At 39.7% G+C, this 18,529-nt stretch carries 17 protein-coding genes and 1 pseudogene; 10 read left to right on the top strand and 8 right to left on the bottom strand.

The window, feature by feature from the left end; all coding sequences use genetic code 11:
- Positions 1–9: 9 nt before the first annotated feature.
- Together ACGEDC_RS20400 and ACGEDC_RS20395 are read right to left on the bottom strand one after the other, a co-directional pair.
- Positions 10–651, bottom strand: coding sequence for a hypothetical protein (locus ACGEDC_RS20400; RefSeq protein ID WP_244899683.1), 642 nt, complete (start codon positions 649–651; stop codon positions 10–12).
- A gap of 105 nt (positions 652–756) precedes the next feature.
- Positions 757–1,116, bottom strand: coding sequence for a DUF2750 domain-containing protein (locus ACGEDC_RS20395; protein ID WP_055023286.1), 360 nt, complete (start codon positions 1,114–1,116; stop codon positions 757–759).
- A 218-nt stretch (positions 1,117–1,334) separates the two neighbouring features.
- Here ACGEDC_RS20395 and ACGEDC_RS20390 point away from each other — a divergent pair, with 218 nt between their 5' ends.
- From ACGEDC_RS20390 to ACGEDC_RS20380, 3 genes are all read left to right on the top strand, one after another.
- Positions 1,335–2,552 carry a lytic murein transglycosylase gene (locus ACGEDC_RS20390; protein ID WP_055023285.1) on the top strand — a complete coding sequence of 406 codons (1,218 nt, stop codon included), beginning with the start codon at positions 1,335–1,337 and terminating at the stop codon, positions 2,550–2,552.
- A 207-nt stretch (positions 2,553–2,759) separates the two neighbouring features.
- Complete coding sequence (locus ACGEDC_RS20385; protein WP_055023284.1) at positions 2,760–3,242, top strand: FKBP-type peptidyl-prolyl cis-trans isomerase; 483 nt, start codon at positions 2,760–2,762, stop codon at positions 3,240–3,242.
- A gap of 119 nt (positions 3,243–3,361) precedes the next feature.
- A complete protein-coding gene (locus tag ACGEDC_RS20380) occupies positions 3,362–3,589 on the top strand; it encodes a DUF3389 family protein (RefSeq protein ID WP_394495429.1) in 228 nt (75 codons plus the stop codon).
- A gap of 149 nt (positions 3,590–3,738) precedes the next feature.
- Here ACGEDC_RS20380 and ACGEDC_RS20375 read toward each other — a convergent pair whose 3' ends face one another.
- Positions 3,739–4,767, bottom strand: coding sequence for a glutathione S-transferase family protein (locus tag ACGEDC_RS20375; protein WP_394495427.1), 1,029 nt, complete (start codon positions 4,765–4,767; stop codon positions 3,739–3,741).
- 477 nt (positions 4,768–5,244) lie between these two features.
- Here ACGEDC_RS20375 and ushA (ACGEDC_RS20370) point away from each other — a divergent pair, with 477 nt between their 5' ends.
- From ushA (ACGEDC_RS20370) to ACGEDC_RS20355, 4 genes are all read left to right on the top strand, one after another.
- Positions 5,245–6,957, top strand: a complete 1,713-nt coding sequence (gene ushA, locus ACGEDC_RS20370; protein WP_055023281.1) for a bifunctional UDP-sugar hydrolase/5'-nucleotidase UshA — start codon at positions 5,245–5,247, stop codon at positions 6,955–6,957.
- A 152-nt stretch (positions 6,958–7,109) separates the two neighbouring features.
- Positions 7,110–7,790, top strand: a complete 681-nt coding sequence (locus tag ACGEDC_RS20365) for an alpha/beta hydrolase (protein ID WP_055023280.1) — start codon at positions 7,110–7,112, stop codon at positions 7,788–7,790.
- Between the two features lie 408 nt (positions 7,791–8,198).
- Positions 8,199–9,875: a bifunctional UDP-sugar hydrolase/5'-nucleotidase UshA gene (ushA, locus tag ACGEDC_RS20360; RefSeq protein WP_394498435.1), complete on the top strand. Its 1,677-nt coding sequence runs from the start codon at positions 8,199–8,201 to the stop codon at positions 9,873–9,875.
- Between the two features lie 325 nt (positions 9,876–10,200).
- Positions 10,201–10,659, top strand: a complete 459-nt coding sequence (locus ACGEDC_RS20355; RefSeq protein ID WP_055023279.1) for an Hsp20 family protein — start codon at positions 10,201–10,203, stop codon at positions 10,657–10,659.
- Positions 10,660–10,799: 140 nt separating this feature from the next.
- Here the strand turns inward: ACGEDC_RS20355 and soxR are convergent.
- Positions 10,800–11,254, bottom strand: a pseudogene (soxR, locus tag ACGEDC_RS20350) (redox-sensitive transcriptional activator SoxR).
- Between the two features lie 210 nt (positions 11,255–11,464).
- On the opposite strand from soxR, the gene ACGEDC_RS20345 reads away from it, so the two are divergent.
- From ACGEDC_RS20345 to ACGEDC_RS20335, 3 genes are all read left to right on the top strand, one after another.
- The gene (locus tag ACGEDC_RS20345) at positions 11,465–11,656 is read left to right on the top strand and encodes a hypothetical protein (RefSeq protein ID WP_055023277.1); all 192 of its coding nucleotides are present in this window, start codon (positions 11,465–11,467) and stop codon (positions 11,654–11,656) included.
- 66 nt (positions 11,657–11,722) lie between these two features.
- On the top strand, positions 11,723–12,136 hold the full coding sequence (locus ACGEDC_RS20340) for a VOC family protein (RefSeq protein ID WP_394495423.1): 414 nt from the start codon (positions 11,723–11,725) through the stop codon (positions 12,134–12,136).
- Between the two features lie 20 nt (positions 12,137–12,156).
- The gene (locus ACGEDC_RS20335) at positions 12,157–12,552 is read left to right on the top strand and encodes a VOC family protein (RefSeq protein WP_394495421.1); all 396 of its coding nucleotides are present in this window, start codon (positions 12,157–12,159) and stop codon (positions 12,550–12,552) included.
- Positions 12,553–12,642: 90 nt separating this feature from the next.
- Here the strand turns inward: ACGEDC_RS20335 and ACGEDC_RS20330 are convergent, their stop codons facing one another.
- From ACGEDC_RS20330 to ACGEDC_RS20315, 4 genes are all read right to left on the bottom strand, one after another.
- Positions 12,643–14,082, bottom strand: a complete 1,440-nt coding sequence (locus ACGEDC_RS20330; RefSeq protein WP_394495419.1) for a DEAD/DEAH box helicase — start codon at positions 14,080–14,082, stop codon at positions 12,643–12,645.
- Positions 14,083–14,269: 187 nt separating this feature from the next.
- Positions 14,270–14,764, bottom strand: coding sequence for an acetolactate synthase small subunit (ilvN, locus tag ACGEDC_RS20325; RefSeq protein WP_055023273.1), 495 nt, complete (start codon positions 14,762–14,764; stop codon positions 14,270–14,272).
- Positions 14,764–16,482 (bottom strand): acetolactate synthase 3 large subunit, encoded by a 1,719-nt coding sequence (locus tag ACGEDC_RS20320; RefSeq protein ID WP_394495416.1) that lies wholly within the window; start codon positions 16,480–16,482, stop codon positions 14,764–14,766. Before ACGEDC_RS20320 ends, ilvN begins: the two co-directional genes overlap by 1 nt.
- A 409-nt stretch (positions 16,483–16,891) precedes the next feature.
- On the bottom strand, positions 16,892–18,529 hold the full coding sequence (locus tag ACGEDC_RS20315; RefSeq protein ID WP_394495414.1) for a diguanylate cyclase domain-containing protein: 1,638 nt from the start codon (positions 18,527–18,529) through the stop codon (positions 16,892–16,894).

The raw sequence follows: 18,529 nt of genomic DNA, 5'->3' as shown, positions 1-18,529 counted from the left end.
CAAGCAAGATTATTGTTCAAACTCTTCTTTAACTTGTTGTAACAATAGCTTTTGATGCTCACGGGTAATACCAATGTTCATGCGGCATAACCTGATAGCGTAAGCAAATTTCTCTTTGCCGACAATGTTGAGGAGTTCGCAAAGTAAATGCTTATTCAATGACAGTGTGTCGCAGTAATGAGTAATGGCTTTATTTAATGAATTAAAACTAAGTCCGTCAAATTCAAACTGGGGTTGGTAGCCTTGCTCAATATCAATACCATTAAGTACTAACGGCCAACCTTTGGCGTTGATGCGTCCTTTGGCTATTTGATACATCATCCACGCACTTTCTTTAAAGCCTGATAAAATACGGCAGTCAAACCCAGATTCTGCAAGCTCTTCTTCAGTCCAATTAATACCAATGGCCAAGTCTTTGTGGTAAATCTTCATTAAATCGTCTTTAACGGCATCACGGCAATCCCAGATCGACGTTAAGAGGTGCTTTTTAGCAAGCCGACTGCATTCAGTGCATGCGGGTAGCGTTAGCGAAGGATGTGGCGTGCTTGGTTTTGCATAATAGCTGAACACATCATTGCATGGCTCTGCACAAAACCAACATTGATGTCTGAGATCAAAAGGAATGTCGACTAAAGGAGGTAAATGATTCACTACTGGCCTATATGACATGACGTTATATAAAAAAGCTGCCAAGCATCACAGGTTTGCGATGACATCTAGCAGCTTTGTATTATGTGGCTGTTAACAGCGCAGTGCTTATTCCGCTTCTACGTCTACAAGCTCTTTAGCAAGGACGATAGGGTCAACTTCTACACAATCTTCGTTAGCAACCCAATCAATACCGACTAATACGCCGTCTTCATTTAAGTCACCAACCCAATACTCTAAAAACTCATTTAAACTGATTTGTACCGCTTTATAGTCTGCCCATTCTTCAGTACAGTGGCCAGCAGCTTGTGCTTCAGTTGACCATAATGGCATCACATCAGTTTCTTCAAATTCAGAAGAGTCACAGACAACCCAACCTTCGCCCGTTTCATCGGCTAAGCCCCAAAGGACTTGGTGTTCTTTAACGTTCTCAATAAAGCTTGCAACAGCAGGGGTTTGTTCAATCATGATTAGTCTCTTTGATGAATTCAATTAACGTGTCGATTATACGGTAACTCTATTCAATACAAAACACTATTAATCTAATGTGACAAAAGCTGATGAAACATGAAGCTTAATTAACCAGATAAACACATAATTTCGATATTTAAGCCGTATAGGCTCTTGTTTCCTGTATCGCTATCAGTCACGATGTGGACAGTCATTATTTGTAGAAGTATTCATTTATGGTGAGTTCACAGTATTCTTCCGTTTTAAAGTCAGCGTTATTCTTTTCTAGCTGTTTTGTTAGTCTTCAATCTATTGCAGCTGTTGACGATTTTTCCCAATGTGTCGATAAACTCAAAGTAACAGCACGCAGTGAGGGTTTGTCTGAGCAAACTATCAATACTAGCGTGGCTAACCTGAAGTTTATTCCTCGTGTTATTGAGCTTGATAACCAGCAACCAGAATTTAGCCAAACCTTTGGTAATTACTTTAATAAACGCGTAACTGATTGGCGTGTAAAAGAAGGTCGTCGGTTACTGGCTGAAAACCGTGAATTACTTAACAAGTTAACTAAAGAGTATGGTGTTCCTGGGCAATACATTATTTCGTTCTGGGGGTTAGAAACTAACTTTGGCGGCTATAAAGGTAAAATGTCGGTGCTCAATTCGCTAGCAACATTAGCGTGCGATCCTCGACGTAGTGACTACTTTACTAATGAATTAATGCAAGCATTAAAGTTAAAAGAAAAGTATAACTTTGACGATGCGACCATGGTTGGATCATGGGCTGGCGCTATGGGGCATACCCAATTTATGCCGACAAACTATGCCAAATATGCTGTAGACGGTGATGGCGATGGCAAAGTAGATTTATGGAACAGCACCGCAGATGCACTAACGTCAGCGGCGAATTTTTTACAGCAATTAGGTTGGAAAGCCAACGAGCGCTGGGGTCGAGAAGTGACCTTGCCCGAGAATTATGATTATCAATATCTTGGCCGAAAACACTCACAGCCTTTAACCCAGTGGGCTGCATTGAATATCACCCAAACTAGCGGCAAGCCGTTATCAACTCCTGACATGAAAGCCTCTTTGTATGTTCCATCTGGTCATACAGGGCCTGCGTTTTTAGGGTATGACAATTTTGATGTGATTATGCGTTGGAATCGTTCAGAGTTTTATGCCATTGCAGTCGGTCATTTGGCAGATCGTATCAATGGCGCTGCCCCTTTACATGTTAGTGCGCCAGAGCATGGTATGTTCAATCGTAGTGATATTAAAGTAATGCAAGCCAAATTAAATGAACTTGGTTTTGATGTGGGTAAACCAGACGGTGTGCTGGGGCGTAATTCAATTGCTGGTGTACAGGCATTTCAGCGCAGCAAAAATTTAATTGCTGATGGTTTTCCTGATGAGAAAACCTTTGCCGCATTGGGAATGGATATTGGTAACCAATAACCCAGAGTCCATGTAACGGTCAGTAACGCAGCGAAGTGAGCGATAAGCAAGATAGGTATCAAAAAGTCATGAGTCGTGTTGTTTGATTACCAGATAATCGCTAAATCACTACCAAAGCCGATTAACATCGGCTTTTTGCTGGCAGCTTGTTAGTCGATTTGTTAAGCTGCGGCAACTATTGAAATCGAAGTGAATTAAGGATATTCGATGACAGCTCAAGATAATATGGTAGTGCGCTTTAACTACACATTACGCGATGAACAAGGCGAAGTAATTGAAACCAACGAAGGTGGTTCGCCAATCGCTTATTTACATGGCCATGACAACATGATGCCGGGTATTGAAGATGCCATTGCTGGCAAAGAAGCTGGCGCTAAATTCAGCGTGACACCGCCTGCAGCAGATACCTATGGAGAACGTATGGAATCGGCTGAGCAGCGAGTGTCGGTTAAGCATTTACAAGGTGCGAAAGTCTGGAAAGCGGGCATGCCTGCGATTGTAAACACTGAGCAAGGTCAACGCCAAGTCACAGTTGTTAAAGTGGGTAAGTTTATGGCGACGATTGATACCAATCATCCTCTATCAGGCCGTGAATTAACTTTTGACATTGAAGTGGTTGATATCCGTGAAGCCACTGATGAAGAGATTGCTCATGGCCATTCACATGGTGAAGGCGGTCATCAGCACTAATCTACACAATATCAACGCCGAGCTAATGCTTTAATAGAGCATTAATGCCAATCCCAAGTGAGTTAATCACTTGGGATTTTTATTTCCAGTATTTTGCTGGTAGAGATTGGATTGTATAAATGATTATTGAGTTTTCACAAGGTAAATTAGTCGTCACCCCACTTGAAATACAATGTCGTTTAAATGTCAGCAAGGTCGTATTGACCGCTATGGTTGATGACATCAAATGCATTGCTGAACGTTTACTTATTATCGCTGATGCTGGCGCTGTGCGCTGGAGTATACAGCTTGATAATAATCAGCAGTTTTACGAAGCCATTGAGGTTCTGGGCATAGCTCCTGAATAAATGGCTCCTGAATAAATGGCTTCTGAATATAGCTCTTGAATAAAATCCCTTGAATAAAAATCCCTGAATCTATTGTTTCTGAATAAGTGGTTTTTAATCATTTAATCGACGAGAAAAAACCATAAGCAGCAACTGAGTTGCTGTATTTTTTATCGCTTATTTTCTAGCGTATTATTTAACTCATCACGAAAATGTGGCGTCATATAGTCAATGATAGGCCCTGCTGGCACAACTTGGGTGGGATTAATATGCTGGTGGCTATAGTAATAGTGCTGCTTTATATGTTCTTGATTGACGGTTGCTGCAATACCAGGTTGTTGGTATAAGTCTCGTAAATAGCCTGATAATTGTGGGTAGGATTCAATAGTACGCAAATTGGTTTTAAAATGACCGACATAGACACTATCAAAACGGATCAAGGTGGTGAATAGTCGCCAGTCGGCTTCGGTGATTGTTGAACCAGTCAAATAGCGTTGTGTCGTAAGGCGTTTCTCTAACGTGTCTAAAGCATCAAACAGCGGGAACACGGCATCATGATACGCTTGCTGTGTCGTGGCAAAACCTGCTCGATAAACGCCATTGTTAATCTTGTGATAAACCAGTTCATTAATAGTATCGATTTCACTACGTAACCGCTGCGGGTAATAATCTTCTTGATTGCCAGTTATCAAATCAAACGCACTGTTAAACATACGAATAATTTCAGACGATTCATTACTGACAATGGTTTTATGTTTTTTATCCCAAAGCAGCGGCACTGTGACACGCCCGTTATAATTGGGCTTAGCTTCTTGATAAACTTGATATAAATAGTCTTTTTGCATTAATGGGTCAGAAGCTGCGCCGCTAATGCTTTTTGCCTCAGGTGATTGGTTTTTGCCACTAAACTCCCATCCGTTACTGAGCATGTGAGGCTCGACCACTGAAACGCTGATATGATCTGTCAATTGTTTTAATTGCAGAAAAATTAAGGTGCGATGAGCCCACGGACAGGCAAGGGATACGTATAAATGGTAACGATTTGATTCCGCTTTAAACCCAGCTTTACCAGTGGGGCCAGCCGAACCATCTTGAGTGATCCAGTTTCTAAGTTGGGCGTCTTCTCTGACAAATGTTCCACCATTTTCTTTAGTTTCATACCATTGATCGACCCATTGACCGTTTTGTAGTAACCCCATATTACGCACCTAAGATTGATAGTGAATCATTGAGTATAATGGTCGATTAAGTAGAGCATAAGCGCAAAAATATAACCCTATCTATCGATTTTGTAGAAGGGTTAAGTTAATCGGTTCCATTGCTATCGTAATTTACTGAAATGTCAATCTGCTAATTTTGACGTTTAATTGGTCATTGGAGCGTGCGTTTTTGTTTATGCATAATTGAACCAAGCAGATGTTTTGTATAAACCTTCATGAAATTAGCAGTTTATCGGGTTTGTTTTTTCAATGTTCTTAATTCGGAACTGGTTTTTATTTACGGCATTGTTATTGTTGCTAAGTTCGATGTAATGCCCTTTGTAAGATATTGTTATTATTGAGTTAAATGTCACGTTTTGTCATGTGGATGACATATTACTTTGTCAGTGTTTGATACCATTCAATCAGAGCTGGGTAGCTCGTAAATATAACAATATATTGATTAGGGGTTAGATCATGAAAAACACGTTATACAAAGGATTAGTGGCAACAGCAGTGATTGCTGCCTTATCAGGTTGTAGTAGCGACGACGATAAAGACCAAACAGCATGTGAAGCAGCGGGTGATGCTTGTACTAGCTTTACGGTTATTCATACCAACGACAACCATGGTCGCTTTTGGGAAAACAGCGACGGCGAATATGGCATGGCAGCACGTAAAACGGTGATTGACCAAATTCGTGCAGAGGTAGAAGGCCGTGGTGATGAAACGATTTTATTATCAGGTGGTGACATCAACACTGGTGTACCAGAGTCTGATATGCAAGAAGCGATTCCTGACTTTGTAGGGATGAACTTACTCGGTTATGACGCAATGGCGGTCGGCAACCATGAGTTTGATAACCCGTTAAGTACTTTGGATATGCAATCTACTTTAGCAAACTTCCCAATGCTTGCGGCTAACATTTACGATAAAAATGCGGATGAGCGTTACTTTGAACCTTACCGTGTATTCGATATCAATGGCCTTAAAGTTGCGATTATCGGTTTTACGACTGTAGATACGCCTAAAATTGTGAATCCTGAAAACGTTGAAGATTTAACGTTCACAGATCCTCAAGTTGAGCTGCCAAAAGTCTTAGCTGAAATTGAAGCTAACGAAGAAGTCGACATGGTGTTCGCTGTAACACACATGGGTCACTATGCTGATGGCAACCACGGTACAGAGGCACCAGGCGATGTGATGCTAGCTCGCTCAGTAGAAGAAGGGCAGTTGCATGCGATTATCGGTGGTCACTCTCAAAATCCAGTATGTATGGAAGGGGATGAGTACGCAGATTTTGCACCAGGTGATGAATGTAAACCTGATCAGCAAAACGGCACTTACATCATGCAAGCGCATGAGTGGGGTAAATACGTAGGCCGCGCTGACTTTGAATATATGGACGGTGAGCTAACGTTAGCCAACTACTCATTGATACCAATTAACTTGAAAGAAGAAGATGATAACGGTGAGTTAGTCTTTATCACTGAAGAAATCGAAAAAGATCAAACGGTTTACGATATGCTAAAACCATATCAAGAACGTGGCCAAGAGTTACTTGATGTCGTGATTTCATACACTGACGGTAAGTTAGAAGGCGACCGTGAAGTGGTGCGTGTTGAGCAAACTAACTTAGGTAACTTACTCACTACGGCTTACTCAGAATTTGTGACGAATAACTTCAATGTTACAGCTGATTTTGGTGTAATGAACTCAGGTGGTATTCGCGCATCAATTGCTGAAGGTGATATCTCTTACCGTGACGTATTAACTGTACAACCATTTGGTAACTTTGTCGCTTACGTGACAATGACAGGCAGTGAAGTAAAAGATTACTTAGCTAACGTAGCAGTTAAAACTGGTGGTGGTTACCCACAATTGAACAATGTTGCTATGGATGTTCAATGTACAGAAGGTACTGTTGATATCGCTTCATTAGGTGGCCGTGCATTTGATGAACAAGAAAACTATACATTCTCTGTGATTCATTTCAGTGCTGCTGGTGGTGATGATTACCCAATCATCAATCAACACCCTAACTACATTGATACTCAGTTAACCGATGCTGCAGTATTCCGTGAGTACTTTGTCGCTAATCCTGAGATATCAGCAGAAGATTATGCGCCAGTAGAAGGTCAATTAAACTTTTACCGTGATGGTACGCTAGTTAAAAGCTGTGCTGAATAATAGGTGTTGATAGCAGCCCTTTATTTAAAGAAACGCAGTTAATCAAAAAGGTAGCTTAGGCTACCTTTTTTGTTTTTCATTCTTAAGTTAGCGGTTAACGGACTAGATTGTTTAAGTTAAGATAGCCGCAAAAAATTAAAAGGGAATAAATCATGTCGTCTGCAACTACTGCACTTGAACGTATTACAGTTGAACCTACTACTGCAGCCACTGCTTGTGTCATTTGGTTACATGGCTTAGGTGATTCGGGAGCTGGCTTTGCACCAGTGGTGCCTTTATTAGGGTTACCACAAGATCACAGTATTCGATTTGTTTTTCCTCATGCTCCGGAACAACCCGTAACCATTAACGGTGGTTACATCATGCGCTCATGGTATGACATTAAAAGTATGGACTTACATGACCGTGCAGATATTAACGGTGTATTAGCATCAGAAAAATCGGTTAAAGCGCTGATTAATGAACAAATTGAGTCGGGTATTGCTGCTGAAAATATTGTTTTGGCTGGCTTTAGCCAAGGTGGCGTGATGAGTTTATTTACTGGTTTGCGTTTTGAGCATACATTAGCTGGCATTATGGCGCTGTCTTGTTATTTGCCTGCTGGCGAGGCGTTACCTGAAGGTTTACATCCATCAAATAGCCAAACCCCTTTATTACAACACCATGGTGAGCAAGATGAGGTCGTCCCTTTGTTTGCAGGTAAGATGGCCTATGATGCCTTAAATAAAGCCGGTTATGCGTCGACTTGGAAAACGTTCCCTATGCCGCACAGTGTTATTCCTGAACAATTAACTGAAATCGGCCAATGGATCACAGGGCGATTAATTAACTAGTTGTTTCAGTAAAAAGATAATGCCTCTGTTATAGCGGAAGTATCAGTTAGAGTAATAAACAGCGTTAAATAAAAGGCTTAAGTGAAGCGACTTAAATAAGTTGGCTAGCTTAAGCTTTTTTTATTTTTAATGGGTAATAGTCACTTTAATTGTTGTTCTTAAATAAAGATAATCCACTTCAAAATATATAACTAAATATCTGTTATTTAAGGTTTTGATTTAAAAAAACTGACATGAATTGATGGTAATTTGTTATTATATTCTGCGAATTTTGTAATCAATATACGTTTACTGTTAATACCAAGGTTTAAATGATTGCGCTTTATAGTGCTAAAGACCTGACTCTTTACGGATAAAATAATGAAAAAAACGATTCCGACGTTTTTGGCTTCCGCTTTGAAAACCAAAATGAGTAAGACAATACTGCCGTTACTTATTGCCACGAGTGGGTTGGTGGCTTTATCGGGCTGTGAACAACGGCCACAATGTGACGATAACAACTGTACTAAATTTACTGTGCTACATACCAATGATAATCACGGACGCTTTTGGCACAATAAAGCGGGCGAAGCAGGAATGGCTGCGCGATTTACTGTGATTGACGGTATTCGTAAAGAAGTGGCTGCGCAAGGTGGTCATACACTGGTGTTATCAGGCGGTGATATTAACACCGGTGTACCAGAATCTGATTTACAAAAAGCAGTACCTGATTTTATTGGTATGAACATGATTGGTTACGATGCCATGGCCGTTGGTAACCATGAATTTGATAACCCTTTATCTGTTTTAGATGAGCAAGCAAAGCTGGCTAACTTTCCAATGTTAGCGGCAAATATTTATCATAAAGATACTCAAGAGCGCTATTTTGAGCCTTACAAGATGTTTACCTTGGGGGATTTGAATATTGCGGTTGTGGGTCTGACGACAGATGATACCCCCAAGTTGACCAATCCTTTACATACCGAAACGCTGACCTTCACTAATCCTATTGCAGAAATGAAGCAGCTTATTCCACAAATAAAGGTAAATGAAAAAGTCGATCTTGTGTTTGCTGCAACGCACATGGGCCATTATGAAAATGGCGAGTTTGGTAGTAATGCACCAGGTGATGTCACTATGGCTCGTGAGCTTGAAGAAGGCATGCTTGATGCGATTATCGGTGGACACTCCCAAAACCCTGTGTGTATGAGTGGTCGCAACAGTGAGTATGATAAACGCTTTATGCCGGGGGACTCATGTCGCCCAGATAAGCAAAATGGCACGTATATAATGCAAGCTCACGAATGGGGGCGTTATGTAGGCCGTGCAGATTTTGAATACATTAATGGCAAACTTTATTTAGTCGACTATCAATTAATTCCTATTAACCTTAAGCGTATGGCTTTTGGTAAAAAATTAGCTTGGCCAGTTGCTGAGCCAATTGAACGAAACGCGGAAGTTGAAGCTGTGCTTAAACCTTACCAAGATAAAGGCAGTGCTGAACTCGATGTTGTTATTGGTCGCGTCAATGGTTTATTGCAAGGTGAGCGTAAAGTTGTACGCTCGCAGCAAACCAACCTTGGTCGTTTGATTGCAAAAGTGCACAGTGAAAAAGTGCGTGCTGATTTTGGCATTATGAATTCAGGTGGTGTAAGGGCATCCATTCAAGCAGGCGAGGTCGCATATCGTGATGTATTAACGGTACAACCTTTTTCAAATACCATAGGTTTTGCTGAAATGACTGGTGAAAAGCTGGTTAAATACTTATCAAAAGTAGCGTCTAATACGCGTACTAGCGGCGCTTATGCACAGTTTTATGGTATTGATATGACAGTGAAATGTCGCGATCAAGATGTTGATATCCATAGCATAAACAACAAGCCTTTTGATATTAACGAAACTTATACCTTTTCGATCCCAAGCTTTAGCGCCGCAGGCGGTGATAACTATCCTAAGATTAATATTTTAGAAGCAGGCTACGTGGATGCTATTGAGCTTTATGATTATATTAAGACGCAACAGCAAATTAATATTGAAGATTATGAGCCAAATGGTGAAGTTAAGTTTGTTCAGTCTAAGAGCAGTTTAGGGTGCAGTATTTATTAATACTCACCTTTAGTTAAGCCACTATTGATGGCTGTAAAGTGACGCTCCAATACTCAATATAGTTAAAGGCAACTGTAAGGTTGCCTTTTTTTATTAAATAAATTAATTTTTAAGTTGTTGAATCTTATTGATTAAAATTTATTTATAAAATAAAAATGAAATTAATTTATCAAGTTTACTTGAAAACAAAAATAACGTTCTCATATCTAGTTATAAGTTAGGCACGCTCAATAGAGGTACTAACTGCCATTACGCCGCAAGGGTAATGATAAACGCCAATAATGGCATATTTTATTCACATATTGCTTTAGACAAGGATATGAACATGCGTAAATTTAATGTAACTCCCGATTTAACTCCTCTATACCGCAGTGCGATTGGTTTTGATCGTTTAGCTAAAATGGCTGAGCACGCTGCAGTGCAAAATGGTAACACTGGTTACCCTCCTTACAACATCGAATTGCTCGGTGAAAACCGTTACCGTATCACGATGGCTGTTGCTGGCTTTAGTATGCAAGAGCTTGATATTACAAGTGAAGGTGACAAGTTATTGGTTAAGGGCAACAAGGTTGCTAACGTCAATGACGAACGAAAATATTTACACCAAGGTATTGCAGAGCGTGGCTTTGAGCGCACTTTCCAGCTTGCAGATCATGTAAATGTTGTTGGTGCAGATTTAGAAAATGGTTTGTTGAATATTGATTTAGTAAGAGAAATACCTGAAGCGTTAAAAGCGCGTAAGATTAAAATCAACACAGCAAACAATACTATTGATAGTGAGTAAATTACAACAACCTAGCGCATAAGTTTTCCCCTATTGCACTTATGCGCAAGTTTCATCTTCCCTGATTATTTTGCCCAACAAGAATTTATTTCCTTGTTGGGCTTTTTACGTTATAGGTCGAGTTTTAAATTTACAGACTGTTAATCATCATTAAAGGCTTTATCAAGAATGACTGAGCCAACACCGTCAATACCCAAATTGTCTTCAGGGTTGTAAATAGGGCAAGACTTCATAGATAGACAACCACAACCGATACAAGCATTTAGAGAGTCCCTTAAATCGGTCAAATAATGAATCCGTTGAGTTAACTGCTTGTGCCATGACTCAGACAATTTAGCCCAATCATCTTTATTCGGTGTCCGTTCATTGGGTAAATAACTAAATGCATGTTTAATTTCTTGTAAACTCACCCCCATTTTTTGTGCTGCTTTAATCACTGATATCCTTCTAATCACGTCTCGATGGTATCGGCGCTGGTTTCCTTGATTACGTAGGCTTTTAATCAAACCTTTTTTTCGTAAAAGTGAAGGCTAGATACCCTAACACCACAACGCTTAGCTACTTGACCAACACTTAAATCCATTTCATTGAGCATCTGTTATCCCTTATATCTTTTACAAACTCTTCGCTACTAATTTCATTATTATGTTTAAGGTTCTGAAATTTAAGGTATTAAAAGTGGGTTTCAAAAATATATTTCGAAAACTCAAAATATCGCTTTACCTCAACTTAGGTTGAGGTTTTATAGTAGCTTCATCTTATATAGCAAGCAAGTTAGCCCTTATATCAAGACAAGGAGGCAAGCATGATTCAGGTGATAATCAATCAACAAATGATGGATCAAGTTGTAAAAAATAAAGCCAATAAAAGAGCTAATAACAATCAGGTGCTGGATAGAGGTGATAGCTCTGCAGCATTAAAAGCCAATCAACGAGACATTGCTAATGTGATAGCCAAAAGTCGCGTTTTGTTTCACAACACAATGGCACTGAAATAAGCCAAGTAGAACGATGTGAAATAAGCAATTTACACAAACTAATTAATAACATTAAAGGAATAAACTATGCGATTAGAACATTTAAATTTAGTGGTGAATGATTTAACTGAGACGCTGGCTTTTTATCAAGCTGCTTTTCCTCATTGGACTGTTCGTGGTAGCGGTGAGGGCGAATGGCATGGAGTGCAGCGTAAATGGATTCATTTTGGCGATGATAATAACTATTTGTCACTTAACGATAACGGTAAAGGAACAATGAGGCCAATCGAAGGGTACGATCTCGGCCTCGCTCATTTTGCTTATGAGGTGTCAGATCTCGACGGTTTACGAAACAGAATGGAAAAAGCAGGATTTGAAATCGCTATCGTTGGTGGAAAAGATGCTAACTACGACAGTGTTTATTATAACGATCCCAACGGTTATGAAGTTGAGTTTGTTCAATATACAACAGATATTCCGAGTGAAAGAAACCAATACTAAGCTGAATAAATGGAGGCATTATGCGATTAAACCAAGTCACTTTACCAGTGAATGATTTGTCGCTTGCTTGCGATTTTTATCTGACGCTGGGCTTTATTCAAATCGTTAGTAGCAATCATTATGCTCGTTTTATGTGTCCAGACGGCGACGCAACATTTTCGCTTTTTAAGCAAGATAAGCCACAGTTAGTGGATGATGCGGTAAATTCCAGTGTCATTTACTTTGAGCATGAAGTGTTAGATGAATGGGTTAATGATTTATTGACGAAAGGGGTTGAGTTTTATCAGCTACCTGTGGATGCCGGCTATTTGTGGCGCGAAGCGATTTTATTTGACCCATCTGGTAATAAAATTAAATTGTACTGGGCTGGAGAAAATCGTCTTAACCCGCCATGGCGAGTTAATATAAAAAAGTAGTCCGAGTGCTGCTTTAATCGCAACAACTAAAAAGCCTGCGAAATATAACGCAGGCTTTATCGTATTGACACCACTATACAAACGAATCGCTTATTGCTTCCAAGGGTTAACTGCGCCAGTGCCATTTGGGACTGAAGATGTAGGTGCTGAGTCAGATCTTGTCTGTTTACGAGCATTACTTTTTGAATTCTCGTAGGTTTTTTTATTGTCTTCTTGGTTAAATTTCTTTGCTTTATTTTTATTGTAATGATTGCTCTTTGGCTTATCAGATTTACCCCGTGACAAGCGTGGTTTGTCATCCTCTGTTTTTGCCCCAGCGTTTGCTGACTTAGGTTTGGAAGAGTTTGGCATTTTAGGGTTTTTAGGGACAAAATCTAAAATTGAAATAGGCACTTCTTTACGAGGTGCAAAGCCGGCTATTTCTTTACGCTCGATGATATGGCCTAAACGACGTTCAATAGCGCATAAATTTTTAAAGTCATCCTTTGAGACTAAAGAAACAGCCAAGCCTTTTGCGCCAGCACGTCCCGTACGACCAATGCGATGAACATAGTCGTCAGCAGGAAATGGCAGGTCGTAGTTAATCACTAACGGTAGTTCATCAATATCAATGCCTCGAGAAGCCACCCCCGTTGCGATTAAATAGCTAACTTTGCCAGCTTTAAAGTCCGCTAAAATTTGTTCTCGGATTGGCTGGCTACGCCCGCTATGGAATGATTCAGCAATAATGCCGCGCTTTTCGAGTTGAGTGACAAGCTTTGCTGCACCATGTTTAGTTTCGATAAAAATTAAGGCTTGTTGCCAATCATTTTCTTTAATTAAATGGCTTAACAATGCTGATTTTTTATCTTTATCAACCGTGGTTAACCATTGCTCGATTTTTGGCTGTGCATCTGTGTCAGCTTCGACTGATATTTGCACTGGTTTTTTCATCGCTGATTTCGCTAAAGCGCGTACTTGATTAGAAAGCGTTGCCGAAAACAACATATTTTGGCGGTCATCAGGTAAAAGTTCGATAATGCGGTTAATGTCTTCAATAAAGCCCATATCAAGCATTCTGTCGGCTTCATCTAGGACTAAAACTTCTAACTCATCAAAATTAACAGCACGTTGGGTATACATATCAAGTAAACGGCCAGGAGTGGCGACTAAGATATCGATGCCTTCAATTAAACGCTGCTTTTGTTGTTTACTGTCTACGCCACCATACATCACCATCGAATTGATGGATAAATTTTGACTGTACAGTTTTATATTTTGCTCAACTTGCACAACAAGTTCACGCGTTGGAGCCAGTACCAAAGCTTTAACTCGTTTCCCTCGTACTTTTTGACCCGCTTTAAAGCGCTCTAAAATGGGTAAAATAAAACTAGCGGTTTTACCTGTACCTGTTTGCGCTGCAGCAATGATATTTTTACCCGATAGAGCAACAGGAATGGCTTTAGCTTGAATAGGACTAGGCTCGGTATAGCCTAATTTATTCAACGCACTAGTGATTGGATCGCTTAATCCCAGTTTTGCAAATGGCATGTATTTTCTCGGGTAATTTTCAACAGTTAACTGTCGCAACAGTGACTTTATGACTGCTGCACTAAAGAATAGACGGTAAGTATACCAGAGTGCGAAAAACTTAGGCTAGTGAAGTGAGGTTAGTGCAAAAAATTAGGAGTAATAAAAAAGGAGCACTAGGCTCCTTTGGTTTTTGGGCTAATGCCAATTAAGCTTTCATGGCCTTATCACCGCGTGCTAGACCCACAACGCCTGAGCGTGAAACTTCAATGACTTTAGTGACTTCGGCAAGTGCACTGATAAAAGCATCAATTTTCTCACTGGTACCCGCCATTTGAATGGTATATAAGCTTGAAGTTACATCAACAATTTGTCCGCGGAAGATATCAGCTGTGCGTTTCACTTCTTCACGCAGCTCACCTTGTGCTTTGACTTTGACTAATGCTAACTCACGCTCAATATGCGCATTTTCAGTAATGTTGGATACTTTTAATATATCAATGAGCTTATGCAGTTGTTTTTCAATTTGCTCATGAACATTGGCTTCGGCATTGACTGTGATATTCAATCTAGAAAGTGTAGTGTCCTCTGTCGGCGCCACGGTTAAACTTTCAATGTTGTAGCCACGTTGAGAGAATAAGCCAACCACACGAGACAATGCACCTGGTTGGTTTTCAAGTAATACAGAAATAATACGACGCATTAGCTTCTCTCCGTTTTGCTTAACCACATATCTTTCATTGATTCACCACGAATTAGCATTGGGTAAACGTGCTCTGTTTCGTCGACACTGATATCAACAAACACAAGTTTGTCTTTCATTGCGAGTGCTTCAGCTAATTTTGATTCAAGCTCATTTGGATCGCTAATAGTCATACCTACATGACCATAGGCTTCTGCAATCTTGGCGAAGTTAGGCACTGAGTCCATGTATGAATGTGAATGACGGCCTGAATAAATCATATCTTGCCATTGCTTCACCATACCTAAAAAGCGGTTATTTAGGTTGATGATTTTTACGGGTGTATCGTATTGAAGTGCTGTTGAAAGCTCTTGAATGTTCATTTGGATTGAGCCATCACCAGTGACACAAACTACGGTTTCATCTGGCATCGCCATTTTAACGCCCATCGCTGCAGGTAAACCAAAGCCCATGGTGCCTAGACCACCTGAGTTAATCCAACGACGTGGTTTATCAAATGGATAGTAGAGTGCAGCAAACATTTGATGCTGGCCGACATCTGATGTGACGTAAGCATCGCCATCAGTTAATTTATGTAATGTTTCAATGACCTGTTGAGGCTTAATTCTATCGGATGACTTGTCATAAGCTAAACTATCTCGTTGACGCCACTGATTGATTTCTTCCCACCATTGGTTAATGGCTTCTGGGTCATTAGATTTTTGTGTTTCATCAAGTAGGTTGAGCATACTGTCGAGAATGTTTTCAGCAGAACCAACAATGGGGATATCGACACGCACTGTTTTAGAAATCGATGATGGATCGATATCAATATGTAAGATTTTTGCGTTAGGGCAATACTTTTCAACGTTATTGGTTGTCCGATCATCAAAACGAACCCCAATGCCAAATATTAAGTCACTATTATGCATCGCCATGTTTGCTTCATAGCGACCATGCATCCCTAACATGCCTAAACATTGTGAGTGAGTCCCAGGAAATGCGCCTAATCCCATTAAGGTATTAATAACAGGAATATTGAGGCGTTCAGCAAGTTGTAGAATTTGCTTGTCGCACTCAGAGATAATTGCGCCGCCGCCAACATATAATACGGGTTTTTTAGCCGCGAGAAGGGCGTGTAGGCCTCGGCGGATCTGGCCTTTATGCCCTGCGGTTGTTGGGCTGTAAGAGCGCATGTTTATGCTTTCTGGATAAACATAGTCATGTAAAATTTCAGGATTTAAGCAGTCTTTTGGTAAATCGACCACCACAGGACCTGGTCGACCTGTTGAGGCTATATAAAAGGCTTTTTTAATGATCTCAGGGATTTCCTGAGGATCTTTCACTAAAAAGCTGTGTTTAACGATTGGGCGTGAGATACCAATCATGTCACATTCTTGGAATGCATCATTGCCAATCAAGTTACTATGAACTTGACCAGATAATACCACCATTGGAATTGAGTCCATATAGGCGGTAGCGATTCCGGTAATAGCATTAGTTGCCCCCGGACCAGATGTTACAAGAACAACACCAACATCACCCGTGGCACGGGCATAACCATCAGCCATGTGTACAGCGGCTTGTTCGTGTCTTACAAGGATGTGTTCGACACCTGCAATTTCATGCAGTGCATCGTAGATATCGAGAACTGAGCCACCTGGGTAGCCAAAGATGTGTTTTACGCCTTCATCGATTAACGAGCGCACAATCATACTTGCGCCGGATAATTTTTCCATTGCTAAATCCTCTTAAGTTACCGTTGTGGGTAAACAGTATCTTGTTACAACGACGGTAATCGTTCTAAAAGTGAAGTTTGAACGGTAATTCAAACTCGTTTATCTCAGTGGTCAATAACCACATTAGATAATGGACTTATTTAAGTTTGAAACTTTTCTAAGATTCAATGAAATAAGATAATTTCATCATATTTATTTTTGGCGTTGATACAAGAGGATTTTAAAAATAGTTTGCTAAACTTGAGTGAAATTCATGATTATTTAATAAAATTGATTTTTTAGTCATATTAACGAGGTATAACCTTAATAAATTACATTTTATTGAATAGTGCCAGAAGAAGTAACCTCGACTAGAACCGTTGACGTAAGCAAATTTGTTGGTTGAAGCTTAACATCATAAGATCAGGCTTTATTTAAATTGTGCGTATTGGTTTTTGCCATTCTCTTTAGCGTGGTACATGGCGGTATCAGCTTGTTTAATGATTGCTTCCATCCTAAATTTAACTTTCTTGTGTAATGGCAGTTGCGGATGTCTAGAATATGAAAAACCAATACTGGCACTGACTTGTAATACTTGTTCTTTATAGTGGTAAGGTTGACTAATTGTTTTGCATAAGTTTTCAGAGATTTTCTCAATACTATTAATATGATTAATGTCATTAAGTAACACTGCGAATTCATCACCACCAAGACGACAAACAATGTCTGAATTACGCACCACATTTTTCATTCTTTTTGCAACTTCAATTAAAATAAAGTCACCCGCATCATGGCCAACATTGTCGTTTACGGCTTTAAAACCATCAAGGTCGATATACAGTAAACCAAAAAAGTGACTGTTTATTTCAAGGTTATTTTCTCTTTTTGAGCGGCGTTTAGAACGGGTTTCTTGATCTAAAAACATTTTAAATAATCGATCATCAAAAAATGCCCGATTGGCCAGTTTTGTTAAAGTATCATGGTGCGCTTTATGGAACAGTTTACGCTCGCTTTCTTTATGAATTAAGATATCACTCAATAAGCGTTTATTTTTAAAAGATAAGAATATCACCAAAAGTGCAATCGCTAACGCGACTTGTATTGAGAAACGAATAGTATTTTCCGCTTCACTAATTTGCTTCGACAAGGCGAGGTTACTTTCATGTATTCGACGTTGTTGCTTGGTGACGAGAACCTCTAATTCTTTTGTGAGCTCTTTGAGTGTTGGTGTGATGTTCTGCTTCATTAATTGACGATCAGCTCGCCAATTATTGCCTGCATGAATATTAATTGCTTTAACAAGCGCAGCCTGATACGCCGCGGTATTTGCTTCGAATTCATCCAATAGGTCGAGTTGATCGTCATCCATTTCATAGCGACGTTTTTCTAATGCTTCAAATGACTGATTAACGCCTGTTTTAAATAGCGCAATTTCATCTATGGTTGGTAATTGCCTAAAGGCAAGGTAGTTTCTGACTTCACTGACGAGCATTATCCAGTTATACCTAAGGTCTTCAATCAAAGGTAAGATGCTTTGCTGTTCATTAATTGCAGTTGCCAGTAATAAGTCATTAACGATCTGATTCATATTGATGGCAATAGGCTCAAGTTTTGACGATGCAATCCCAATTGCAGGCATATTTTTATTGTTATTTTGAGCTAACTCTAGCATTGATATATTATGAGTTATGATTTTGTCTACTAACTGCCTAATTCGTAATAGTTGTTCAGAATCATCCAGTTCGGGATTTAAGTTTGTTAAGTTAACCAGTTCAGTTAATGTGGAATTGATGTCATTTACCTTTTCCCTATATAGGTTCATGTTGTAATCATCTTTCTCAATGAGGTAATTCCCTAATACACTCAAGCTATGGTAAAAATGCGAGGTTAATTGCATTGCGCTGAGCATTTTAGGTTGATATTGCGATGTGACCTTGGTGAGTCTTTCTTGGGTTGAAGAAAAACTCACAAGTGAAACTAACGTGATAGAAAGTAGCACTAAGACAAGAACAATTGTGGCTGCTATGGCTTTTTGTTTGAGACTAAATCGAGTTAACATATTCATCAT

This window comes from Shewanella sp. ENK2, from assembly GCF_043568515.1.
Taxonomy (GTDB): domain Bacteria; phylum Pseudomonadota; class Gammaproteobacteria; order Enterobacterales; family Shewanellaceae; genus Shewanella; species Shewanella japonica.
The sequence above is the reverse complement of the archived record's forward strand: the minus strand, read 5'-3'. Positions and strand labels throughout refer to the sequence as shown.

Coding starts and splice junctions, on each gene's coding strand:
- ACGEDC_RS20395 (WP_055023286.1), bottom strand. CDS start 1,116: ATGATTGAACAAACCCCTGCTGTTGCAAGCTTTATTGAGAACGTTAAA.
- ACGEDC_RS20390 (WP_055023285.1), top strand. CDS start 1,335: ATGGTGAGTTCACAGTATTCTTCCGTTTTAAAGTCAGCGTTATTCTTT.
- ACGEDC_RS20385 (WP_055023284.1), top strand. CDS start 2,760: ATGACAGCTCAAGATAATATGGTAGTGCGCTTTAACTACACATTACGC.
- ACGEDC_RS20380 (WP_394495429.1), top strand. CDS start 3,362: ATGATTATTGAGTTTTCACAAGGTAAATTAGTCGTCACCCCACTTGAA.
- ACGEDC_RS20375 (WP_394495427.1), bottom strand. CDS start 4,767: ATGGGGTTACTACAAAACGGTCAATGGGTCGATCAATGGTATGAAACT.
- ushA (WP_055023281.1), top strand. CDS start 5,245: ATGAAAAACACGTTATACAAAGGATTAGTGGCAACAGCAGTGATTGCT.
- ACGEDC_RS20365 (WP_055023280.1), top strand. CDS start 7,110: ATGTCGTCTGCAACTACTGCACTTGAACGTATTACAGTTGAACCTACT.
- ushA (WP_394498435.1), top strand. CDS start 8,199: ATGAGTAAGACAATACTGCCGTTACTTATTGCCACGAGTGGGTTGGTG.
- ACGEDC_RS20355 (WP_055023279.1), top strand. CDS start 10,201: ATGCGTAAATTTAATGTAACTCCCGATTTAACTCCTCTATACCGCAGT.
- ACGEDC_RS20345 (WP_055023277.1), top strand. CDS start 11,465: ATGATTCAGGTGATAATCAATCAACAAATGATGGATCAAGTTGTAAAA.
- ACGEDC_RS20340 (WP_394495423.1), top strand. CDS start 11,723: ATGCGATTAGAACATTTAAATTTAGTGGTGAATGATTTAACTGAGACG.
- ACGEDC_RS20335 (WP_394495421.1), top strand. CDS start 12,157: ATGCGATTAAACCAAGTCACTTTACCAGTGAATGATTTGTCGCTTGCT.
- ACGEDC_RS20330 (WP_394495419.1), bottom strand. CDS start 14,082: ATGCCATTTGCAAAACTGGGATTAAGCGATCCAATCACTAGTGCGTTG.
- ilvN (WP_055023273.1), bottom strand. CDS start 14,764: ATGCGTCGTATTATTTCTGTATTACTTGAAAACCAACCAGGTGCATTG.
- ACGEDC_RS20320 (WP_394495416.1), bottom strand. CDS start 16,482: ATGGAAAAATTATCCGGCGCAAGTATGATTGTGCGCTCGTTAATCGAT.
- ACGEDC_RS20315 (WP_394495414.1), bottom strand. CDS start 18,529: ATGATGAATATGTTAACTCGATTTAGTCTCAAACAAAAAGCCATAGCA.